Here is a 10280-nt window from a genome sequence, read left to right as displayed (position 1 = left end):
TCTCCCACAACAACAAGTCGATCCGGGATACCTGTGATCGGGTGTTGTGGCTGGAGAAGGGGGAGCTGTTGATGGACGGCCCCACCGACGAGGTGATCAAGGCGTACGAGAAGGAGACCGGGAAGTAGGTCTTCGGGCGTCGGCCCCTGCCGGAGCACTCCGGCAGGGCCCGACGCATGCTCCCGGGCGCCGGCCGGATCCCGCCCGACGCGGCGTGGCCGCCCGCTCGGCACCCTGGGGATCCGGGCCTGCCGGCCGAGCCCGGGGACCCGGATCCGTACAGGGCTGCGGACGATCACCCGGACGGGGGGTGGGCGCCCGGGCGCCCGGACCGATCGACCGCGGTCGCCGGCTCGCGGTGGCTCCGCGCTTCCTCCACCGGACGCTCGCCGCGCGGCTCCCCGGCGGTGGTCATATCGATGCCTGGCTCCTTTTCGCCGATCAGGAACTGAAATTCACACCAGCTATAGGTGTTTACTATGTCTATGGGCGGCGAACGCACGGCGTTTACGGCGCCCTGTTTTCCAATCGGAGTGTCGGTATTGTGTGCTGCGCCGCCGAGTGCGGCGGCCGACCGTCCAGAAGGGGGGATGCGTGTCTCACGGGGATGCGCAGGCGGCGCCTTTCTCGCGTCGCGAGAGACTGCGGATGGCCACCATCCGCGAGATCAAGGAGGTGGCCCGGTCCCTACTGATCCAGGAGGGGCCGGAAAACGTCACCATCCGGGCGATCGCACGGGAGATGGGGATGACCGCCCCCGCCGTGTACCGCTACTTCACCAGCCGCGACGCGCTGATCATGGGCCTGCGCGGGGACATCTTCGCCGAGATGGCGCAACAGGTCGGCACGGGGATCGAGGGGCTGCCCGTCGAGGAGCCGGGCCGCCGGCTGATCGCCGCCGCCCGCGCCCTGCGCTGCTGGGCCCTCGCCCATCCGCACGAGTTCGGGCTGGTGCTCGGACCCTGGGCCCCGGGGCTCGGCCGGGAGGAGGCCAAGCCGGAGCGGGACATGGGCTGGGTCTTCGGCTCGGTGATCACCCGTCTGATCGAGGACCTGTGGCGGATCCGCCCCTTCCCGGTGCCCGCCGAGCAGGACCTGGACGCCGGGCTGGTGGCGCAGATGCGCGCGCTGATCGAGGACCAGGGCATCGCGCTGCCGGTGGGCGCCATCGCCATCACCCTCCGCTGCTGGGTCCGGCTGTACGGACTGATCTGCATGGAGACCCTGGGCTATCTGTCCTTCGCCCTCTCCGGCGGTGAGGCGTTCTTCGAACGCGAGCTGCGCGACCTGTGCATCGCCCTGGGCATCGCGGACGACTTCGAGGAGCCGGCCTAGCGCGGGGCGGCGCACACGCCCCCGGCACCTCGCCGGAAAGCGCTTGCCCGGCTCCGCGACCCTTCGTACGTTGAAGGCGGCGGAGGCGTAAGCTGGTCCGGTGCCCATCCGGGCCACGCCGGACGCACGCCCACGCCGCTCGTCCTGGGACACGGGTCGCCCGCCCCGGGACCAGCGGCGCGGCGTGTCCGCGTCGTTCGGATCCTGCTCACCGGTGTAGAACGGGGGATGTGACGGCATTGGCTAGACGGCCTACCTCCAGCGCTCCCGCAGGGCCCGGTCGCCGGGCCCCGTGCGGAAGTGCGGCTCTCGCCTCCCGGCCTGGCTGTCCACGGTGACCGTGGAGGACGAGCGCAGCGCAACCCGTCACATGTCACAGAGCCGGACCGGGCCCCAGGCGCGCGCCCAGGCGGTGCTCGACAAGGCGGCCCACGAGAACTTCCCCGTCGCGCCCTTCTTCCTGCCGCGGGCCTGGCGCACGGACCTGATGGCCGTCTACGGATTCGCCCGTCTGGTCGATGACATCGGCGACGGCGACCTGCCGCCGGGGAGCGCCGACGCCGAGGTCCTCGGCCTGACCCGGGAGCAGGCGGACGCCGACGACCGGTCGGCCGTGCTGGACGCCTTCGAGGCCGACCTGCGACGGGTCTTCACCCCCTCCCGGGGCGCGCCTCGCCATCCGCTGCTGCGCGCGCTGGTCCCCACCGTGCGGCGGCACAAGCTCACCCCCGAGCCCTTCCTGGCCCTGATCGAGGCCAACCGGCAGGACCAGCTGGTGCGCCGGTACGCCGACTACGGACAGCTGCTCGCCTACTGCGAGCTCTCCGCCAATCCGGTCGGGCACCTGGTCCTCGGCATCACCGGCACCACCAGTCCCGAGCGGGTGCGCCGCTCGGACATGATCTGCACCGCGCTGCAGATCGTCGAGCATGTCCAGGATGTGGCCGAGGACCTGCGGCGGGACCGGATCTACCTGCCCGCCGAGGACATGGCGCGCTTCAAGGTCACCGAGGCCGATCTCGCCGTGCCCCGGTCCGGTCCCGCGGTGCGCGCTCTGGTCGCCTACGAGGCGGAACGTGCGGCAGCCTTGCTGAATGAAGGGGCCGCGCTGGTGGGTAGCGTCCACGGAAGGCTTCGTCTGCTGCTCGCCGGGTTCGTGGCGGGCGGCCGGGCCGCACTGGGCGCCGTCGAGGCCGCCGGGCACGACGTACTCCCTGGACCGCCCAAGCCCACCAAGCTCAGCCTGCTGCGCGAGGTGGGGGCGACACTGCGACGAGAGGGGTGAGCCGGACCGTGGACGGATCTGCGCACATGTCCCCGCAGGTACTCGCGGCGTACCGTTACTGCGAGGCCGTGACCGGGCAGCAGGCCCGGAACTTCGCCTATGGCATCAGACTCCTGCCGACCGACAAGCGGTACGCGATGTCCGCCCTGTACGCCTTCTCGCGGCGGGTGGACGACATCGGCGACGGCGCTCTGGCGGCCGATGCCAAGCGGGATCGGCTGGCACAGACCCGGGCGGTGCTGGACCGGATCCGGGCCGACGCCGTTCCCGAGGACCACACCGACCCGGTGGCGGTCGCGCTGGCCCACTCCGCCCGCCGCTTCCCGATCCCGCTGGGCGGCCTCGACGAGCTGATCGACGGCGTCCTGATGGACGTCTCCGGCCGGGAGTACGAGACCTGGGAGGACCTCAGGGTGTACTGCCGGTGCGTGGCCGGTGCCATCGGGCGGCTCTCACTGGGTGTGTTCGGCACTCTGAGCGGCGCACAAGATGTCGAACGCGCCCCGGAGTACGCCGACACCCTCGGGCTGGCACTCCAACTCACCAACATCCTCAGGGACGTTCGCGAGGACTCCCGGAACGGGCGGACCTACCTCCCCGCCGAGGACCTGGCCAAATTCGGCTGCCCGCCGGCCTTCCATGCCCCCTCCGCGCCGCTGGACGCCGACTTCACCGGCCTGGTGCAGTTCGAGGTCAGAAGGGCACGGGCCCTGTTCGCCGAGGGGTACCGGCTGCTGCCCATGCTCGACCGGCGCAGCGGTGCCTGCGTCGCCGCGATGGCCGGGATCTACCGCCGGCTGCTGGAGCGCATCGCCCGCGACCCCTCGGCCGTACTGCGCGGCCGGGTCTCCCTCCCCGTCCGGGAGAAGGCCTATGTCGCGGTGCGCGGACTGGCCGGACTGGACGCCCGGGGCGTCGCGCGGCGCAACGCGAGGGGAGTCGGGCGATGATCGGGGCATACATGATCGTGCGGCGTCCGGCTCGCCGCGTACCGACGGCACCGACGGCACCGAGGGAGGCATCCGGATGACGGCCGAGACCACCCGCTCCGACCGGCGCGGCGACCAGGCGGCCGACCGACCGGACGGGTCGGCCGCCGTGGTCGTCGGCGGCGGGCTGGCCGGTATCACCGCGGCCCTGGCCCTGGCCGACGCCGGAGTGCGGGTCACCCTCCTGGAAGGCCGGCCCCGGCTCGGCGGGCTGGCCTTCTCCTTCCGCCGGCCGTCCCCGGTGGGCGAGCTGACCGTCGACAACGGCCAGCACGTCTACCTGCGCTGCTGCACCGCCTACCGGTGGTTCCTGGACCGCGTCGACGCGGCCCGGGACGCCCCGCTCCAGGGCACCCTGGACGTACCGGTGCTCGACCCCTCGGGCCCGCGCGGCCCCCGGCTCGGCCGGATCCGCCGCAACCGCCTGCCGGTCCCGCTGCACCTGGCCGCCAGCCTGATGGGCTATCCGCACCTGTCGCCACTGGAGCGCCTCAAGGTGGGCCGCGCCGCCCTCGCGCTCAAGGCGCTGGACCCCATGGACCCCGCCCTGGACGGAGTGGACTTCGCCGGCTGGCTGCGCCGGCACGGCCAGTCCCCGCGGGCCATCGAGGCGCTGTGGGACCTGGTCGGCGTCGCCACGCTCAACGCCACCGCCGAGCACGCCTCGCTCGGCCTGGCCGCCATGGTCTTCCGGACCGGGCTGCTGACCGAACCGGGCGCCGCCGACATCGGCTGGGCGCGCGTCCCGCTCGGCGAGCTGCACGACACCCGCGCCCGCGGCGCCCTGGCCAAGGCCGGGGTCCGGATCGAGCTGCGCACCCGGGCCACCGCCGTCACCCGCACCCCGGCCGGCCACTGGAGCGTCACCACCGAGAACGCCGCACACGGCGGCCGGCGGCTGGACGCCGACACCGTGGTGCTGGCGGTACCGCAGCAGCAGGCCCACGAGCTGCTCCCGCCGGGCGCGCTCGACGACCCCGACCGGCTGCTGGCGATCGGCACCGCGCCCATCCTCAACCTCCATGTGGTCTACGACCGCCCGGTGCTGCGCCGCCCCTTCTTCACCGCCATCGGCAGCCCGGTGCAGTGGGTCTTCGACCGCACCGAGTCCTCCGGGCTCGACCGCGCCGCCGGGGGCAGGGGCAGCCAGTACCTGGCGGTCTCCCAGTCGGCGGCGCAGCGGGACATCGACCGGCCGGTCGCCGAGCTGCGCGAGCGCTACCTGCCCGAGCTGGCGCGGCTGCTGCCGGCCGCCCGCACCGCCACCGTGCGGGACTTCTTCGTCACCCGCGAGCGCACCGCGACCTTCGCGCCGACCCCCGGCGTCGGACGGCTCCGTCCGCACGCCGCCACGAACGTGCCCGGCCTCCACCTAGCCGGCGCGTGGACCGCCACCGGCTGGCCGGCAACCATGGAGAGCGCGGTGCGCAGTGGCCTGGCCGCCGCCCGCGGCGCCCTCTCGCAGCTGTCCCGGCCACCCCGGAAAGCACTGTCCGCCCCCGGCGGACGGGCGCTCGGGGAGGCGCTATGAGCACCATCACAGAGAACAGAGGAGACCCTGTGACCCCGGTGACCCCAGCTGTCGACACCGCGGGTGTCGCCGCGCTGCTCGAGCGCGGACGCACACTGACCACGCCGGTGTTGCGGGCCGCTGTGGCTCGGCTCGCGCCCCCGATGGACGCCGTCGCCTCCTACCACTTCGGGTGGATCGACGCCGAAGGCCGCCCGACCGCGGGCGACAGCGGCAAGGCGGTGCGCCCCGCGCTGGCACTGCTGTCCGCGGAGGCCGCCGGCGCCCCCGCCGAGGCCGGCGTCCCCGGCGCGGTCGCGGTGGAGCTGGTGCACAACTTCTCCCTGCTGCACGACGACCTGATGGACGGTGACGAACAGCGCCGCCACCGGGACACCGTGTGGAAGGTCCACGGTCCCGCCCAGGCCATCCTGGTGGGCGACGCGCTCTTCGCGCTCGGCAACGAGATCCTGCTGGAACTGGGCACCGTGGAGGCCGGACGGGCCACCCGCCGGCTGACCGCGGCGACCCGCCGCCTCATCGACGGCCAGGCCCAGGACATCTCCTACGAGCACCGGGAGCGGGTCTCGGTGGAGGAGTGCCTGGAGATGGAGGGCAACAAGACCGGCGCCCTGCTGGCCTGCGCCACCTCCATCGGCGCGGTGCTCGGTGGCGCGGACGACCGCACCGCCGACATCCTGGAGCGGTACGGCCACCACCTCGGCCTCGCCTTCCAGGCGGTCGACGACCTGCTGGGCATCTGGGGCGACCCGGTGGCCACCGGCAAGCAGACCTGGAGCGACCTGCGGCAACGCAAGAAGTCGCTGCCCGTGGTGGCCGCGCTGGCCGCCGGCGGCCAGGCGTCCGAACAGCTGGCCGAGCTGCTGGCCGCCGACGCCAAGAAGTCCGACGCCGAGTTCATGGACTTCGACGAGGAGGAGTTCGCCACCCGCGCGGCATTGATCGAACGGGCGGGCGGGCGCGACTGGACCTCGCAGGAGGCCCGCCGGCAGCACGCCACCGCCCTCGGCGCCCTGGACGAGGTGGAGCTGCCGGCCCGGGTGCGGGAGCAGTTCCTCGCGCTCGCCGACTTCGTCGTGGTACGGGAAAGATGAGCGCCATCTGATCACTGCCGGAGAGAGATGATCACCACCGAGACCGCCTTCATATAGCTCGCAGTCGCCGGTCGGCATCCGGGGCACGGCCCTCCGGGCCGCGGGTGCCGACCGACGGAAACCCCAGCACGGAAGATCTCACCTGCAAGGGGAACCATGACAGCGACCACCGTCGAACCCTCCGAGACCCCGTCCGAGCCCGCGGCGCTGACCGCGGCCCGGGACGCCACCGCCCGCGCGGTCGAGCACCTGCTGGCGCGGCAGGACCCCGCGGGGTGGTGGAAAGGCGACCTGGAGACCAACGTCACCATGGACGCCGAAGACCTGATGCTCCGCCAGTTCCTGGGCATCCAGGACCGCGACACCCTGGACGCCGCGGCCCGCTACATCCGCTCCCAGCAGCGCCCGGACGGCACCTGGGCCACCTTCCACGGCGGCCCTCCCGACCTGTCCGCCACCATCGAGGCGTACACCGCCCTGAGGCTGGCCGGCGACCTTCCCGACGCCCCCCATATGGCCGCCTCCTCCGCCTGGGTGCGCCAGGCCGGCGGCGTGGCCCGCAGCCGGGTCTTCACCCGCATCTGGCTGGCCCTGTTCGGCTGGTGGCGCTGGGAGGACCTGCCCGAGCTCCCGCCCGAGATGATCTACCTGCCCAGCTGGTTCCCGCTGAACATCTACGACTTCGGCTGCTGGGCCCGGCAGACCATCGTGCCGCTGACCATCGTCTCGGCCAAGCGCCCGGTGCGTCCGGCGCCGTTCGCGCTGGACGAGCTGCACACCGACCCGCGTCGACCCAATCCGCCGGCCCCCGGCACCGCGCGCACCGGATGGGACCGCGCCTTCCAGGGCCTGGACCGCGCGCTGCACGCCTACCACAAGGTCGCGATCCGCCCGCTGCGCCGGGCAGCGCTGCGCTCCGCCGCCCGCTGGATCGTCGAGCGCCAGGAGAACGACGGCTGCTGGGGCGGCATCCAGCCTCCCGCCGTGTACTCCATCATCGCCCTGCACCTGCTCGGATACGACCTGGACCACCCGGTGCTGCGCGCCGGGCTGGAGTCGCTCGACCGCTTCGCGGTCTGGAGCGAGGAGCGCACCACCGGCCCGGACGGCGTGGAGCGCACCGAGCCGGTGCGCATGGTCGAAGCCTGCCAGTCACCGGTCTGGGACACCTGCCTGGCCACCATCGCGCTCGCCGACGCCGGGCTGCCCGCCGACCACCCGGCCCTGGTCAAGGCCGCCGACTGGATGCTGGCCGAGGAGATCACCCGGCCCGGCGACTGGACCGTGCGGCGCCCGGGGCTGACACCCGGCGGCTGGGCCTTCGAGTTCCACAACGACAACTACCCGGACATCGACGACACCGCCGAGGTGGTGCTCGCCCTGCGCAGGGTCCGGCACCCCGACTCCGGGAGGGTGGATGCCGCCATCCGCCGCGGCATCCGGTGGAACCTCGGCATGCAGTCGCGGAACGGCGCCTGGGGCGCCTTCGACGTGGACAACACCAGCCCCTTCCCCAACCGGCTGCCGTTCTGCGACTTCGGCGAGGTGATCGACCCGCCCTCGGCCGACGTCACCGCGCATGTGGTGGAGATGCTCGCCTGGGAGGGGCTGGCCGAGGACCCGCGCACCCGGCGCGGCATCGACTGGCTCCTGGCCGAACAGGAGAGCGATGGATCCTGGTTCGGGCGCTGGGGCACCAACTACGTCTACGGCACCGGATCCGTGGTCCCCGCACTGATCGCGGCCGGACTGCCGACCGAGCACCCGGCCATCCGGCGCGCCGTGAGCTGGCTGGAGCGGGTGCAGAACGAGGACGGCGGCTGGGGCGAGGACCAGCGTTCCTACCAGGACTCCACCGCCTGGCGCGGCCGAGGCGAGTCCACCGCCTCGCAGACCGCCTGGGCGCTGCTGGCCCTGCTGTCCGCCGGCGAGCGGGAGGGCAAGGCCGTGCAGCGCGGGGTGGGCTGGCTGGTGGACACCCAGACGGCGGACGGCACCTGGGACGAACCGTACTTCACCGGCACCGGCTTCCCCTGGGACTTCTCCATCAACTACCACCTGTACCGCCAGGTCTTCCCGGTCACCGCGCTCGGCCGCTACCTGCACGGCGAACCCTCCCCCGCCCGGGCGCGGAGACCGTGATGGCCGGGCCGGCTCCCACCGCGGGCGACCCCGCGCCGCTGCTGATCGCCTGCGCGATGGGCATCGAGCGGTTCGCCCTGCGCGGCGGCCGGGGCGGCCGGGGCGCCGCCCCGGTGGTGCTGCGCACCGGCATAGGCCCGCAGGCCGCCGAACGGGCGGTGCGCCGGGTGCTGACCGACGGGACCGCCGCCGCCGACGCCGCGGTGGTCGCCACCGGCTTCTGCGCCGGGCTGTCCCCCGGGATGCACCCGGGGGACCTGGTCGTGGCCGAGGAGACCCGGGACGAGCACGGCCGCACCCGCTGCGCCGGCGGCGGCGTGCTGGTCGACGCCCTGACCGAGTTGCTCGGCGGCGACCGCCGGCGGGTCGTCCACACCGGCCCGCTGATCGGCTCCGGGCATGTGGTCCGCGGCGCCGAGCGGGCCGCGCTGCGCGCCACCGGCGCCATCGCGGTGGACATGGAGTCCGCCGCCACCCTGCGTACCGCGACACACATCGGCCCGCGTCCGGTTGCGGCCGTCCGAGTGGTCGTGGACGCTCCTGAACACGAACTCGTCCGCATCGGCACCCTGCGCGGGGGAATATCGGCCTTCCGCGTCCTCCGCATGGTGCTGCCGGCATTTTCTGACTGGCACCGTTCTCTGTCGCTCCCCAGGAGGTGAGCTCGATGGCCATGCCGCTTCGTCAGTCCATTCGCGTCGCGACGTATCTCTTCGAACAGAAGGTGGTCCGCCGACGGGAGAAGTTCCCGCTCATCGTGGAACTCGAACCGCTCTTCGCGTGCAATCTCAAATGCGAGGGCTGTGGAAAGATCCAGCATCCGGCGGGTGTGCTCAAGCAGCGCATGCCGGTGGCGCAGGCCGTCGGCGCGGTCCTGGAGTGCGGGGCCCCCATGGTTTCCATCGCCGGCGGCGAGCCGCTGATGCACCCGCAGATCGACGAGATCGTACGGCAGCTGGTGGCCCGGAAGCGCTTTGTCTTCCTGTGCACCAACGCGCTGCTGATGCGCAAGAAGATGGACAAGTTCACCCCTTCTCCGTATCTCGCCTTCACCGTGCACATCGACGGGCTGCGTGAGCGGCATGACGAGTCGGTGGCCAAGGAGGGCGTGTTCGACGAGGCGGTGGCCGCCATCAAGGAGGCCAAGCGGCGCGGATTCCGGGTGACCACGAATTCCACCTTCTTCAACACCGACACACCGCAGACCGTTGTCGAGGTACTCGACTTCCTCAATGACGAACTCCAGGTGGACGAGATGATGATTTCTCCCGCCTATGCGTATGAGAAGGCCCCCGACCAGGAGCATTTCCTCGGCGTGGAGCAGACCCGCGAGCTGTTCCGGAAGTCCTTCGCCAAGGGCAACCGCAGGCGCTGGCGACTCAACCACAGCCCGCTCTTCCTGGACTTCCTGGAGGGCAAGACGGATTTCCCGTGCACCGCCTGGGGAATTCCCAACTACTCGCTTTTCGGGTGGCAGCGCCCCTGCTATCTGATGGCGGACGGCTACGTCCCCTCCTACCGGCAGCTGGTGGAGGAGACCGACTGGGACAGGTACGGCCGCGGCAAGGACCCGCGGTGCGACAACTGCATGGCGCACTGCGGCTACGAGCCGACCGCCGTACTGGCCACGATGGGGTCGCTCAAGGAGTCGCTGCGCGCGGCCCGCGAGACCGTCTCCGGAAACCGCGGGTGAACCGATGATCCTATCCGAACCGGTGGCCCTGGGCCTTCCGGAGATTCCGGCGCGCCCGCTGGCGGCCCGGCGGGTCAGCCGCAGGATCCAGGTGGGGTCGGTGGCGGTGGGGGGCGACGCGCCGGTGTCGGTGCAGTCGATGACGACCACGGTGACCGCGGATGTGGGTGCGACCTTGCAGCAGATCGCGGAGCTGACGGCGTCGGGGTGC

Annotated in this window: 9 protein-coding genes and 1 pseudogene; all 10 read left to right on the top strand. The window is 72.5% G+C overall.

Annotated features, from left to right (window positions below; all coding sequences use genetic code 11):
• Positions 1 to 128, top strand: a pseudogene (locus E4099_RS22575) (ABC transporter ATP-binding protein); the annotation flags it as partial.
• Between the two features lie 520 nt (positions 129 to 648).
• A complete protein-coding gene (locus E4099_RS22570) occupies positions 649 to 1335 on the top strand; it encodes a TetR/AcrR family transcriptional regulator (protein ID WP_245245084.1) in 687 nt (228 codons plus the stop codon).
• A gap of 370 nt (positions 1336 to 1705) precedes the next feature.
• The gene (gene hpnC / locus E4099_RS22565; protein WP_135340936.1) at positions 1706 to 2620 is read left to right on the top strand and encodes a squalene synthase HpnC; all 915 of its coding nucleotides are present in this window, start codon (positions 1706 to 1708) and stop codon (positions 2618 to 2620) included.
• Positions 2617 to 3570: a presqualene diphosphate synthase HpnD gene (hpnD, locus tag E4099_RS22560; RefSeq protein ID WP_135340935.1), complete on the top strand. Its 954-nt coding sequence runs from the start codon at positions 2617 to 2619 to the stop codon at positions 3568 to 3570. The genes hpnC and hpnD overlap by 4 nt, the downstream gene beginning before the upstream one ends.
• A 76-nt stretch (positions 3571 to 3646) precedes the next feature.
• The gene (hpnE, locus tag E4099_RS22555) at positions 3647 to 5140 is read left to right on the top strand and encodes a hydroxysqualene dehydroxylase HpnE (protein ID WP_135340934.1); all 1494 of its coding nucleotides are present in this window, start codon (positions 3647 to 3649) and stop codon (positions 5138 to 5140) included.
• Positions 5137 to 6234 (top strand): polyprenyl synthetase family protein, encoded by a 1098-nt coding sequence (locus E4099_RS22550; protein ID WP_135340933.1) that lies wholly within the window; start codon positions 5137 to 5139, stop codon positions 6232 to 6234. Before hpnE ends, E4099_RS22550 begins: the two co-directional genes overlap by 4 nt.
• 156 nt (positions 6235 to 6390) lie before the next feature.
• A complete protein-coding gene (shc, locus tag E4099_RS22545) occupies positions 6391 to 8376 on the top strand; it encodes a squalene--hopene cyclase (protein WP_135340932.1) in 1986 nt (661 codons plus the stop codon).
• Positions 8376 to 9038: a phosphorylase family protein gene (locus tag E4099_RS22540; RefSeq protein ID WP_135340931.1), complete on the top strand. Its 663-nt coding sequence runs from the start codon at positions 8376 to 8378 to the stop codon at positions 9036 to 9038. The genes shc and E4099_RS22540 overlap by 1 nt, the downstream gene beginning before the upstream one ends.
• 5 nt (positions 9039 to 9043) lie before the next feature.
• The gene (hpnH, locus tag E4099_RS22535; protein ID WP_135340930.1) at positions 9044 to 10069 is read left to right on the top strand and encodes an adenosyl-hopene transferase HpnH; all 1026 of its coding nucleotides are present in this window, start codon (positions 9044 to 9046) and stop codon (positions 10067 to 10069) included.
• A 4-nt stretch (positions 10070 to 10073) separates the two neighbouring features.
• Positions 10074 to 10280: flavodoxin-dependent (E)-4-hydroxy-3-methylbut-2-enyl-diphosphate synthase (locus tag E4099_RS22530; protein ID WP_167828449.1), on the top strand; the 207-nt coding region annotated here is incomplete at its 3' end.

It is taken from the genome of Streptomyces palmae (assembly GCF_004684805.1).
GTDB lineage: Bacteria > Actinomycetota > Actinomycetes > Streptomycetales > Streptomycetaceae > Streptomyces > Streptomyces palmae.
The sequence above is the reverse complement of the archived record's forward strand: the minus strand, read 5'-3'. Positions and strand labels throughout refer to the sequence as shown.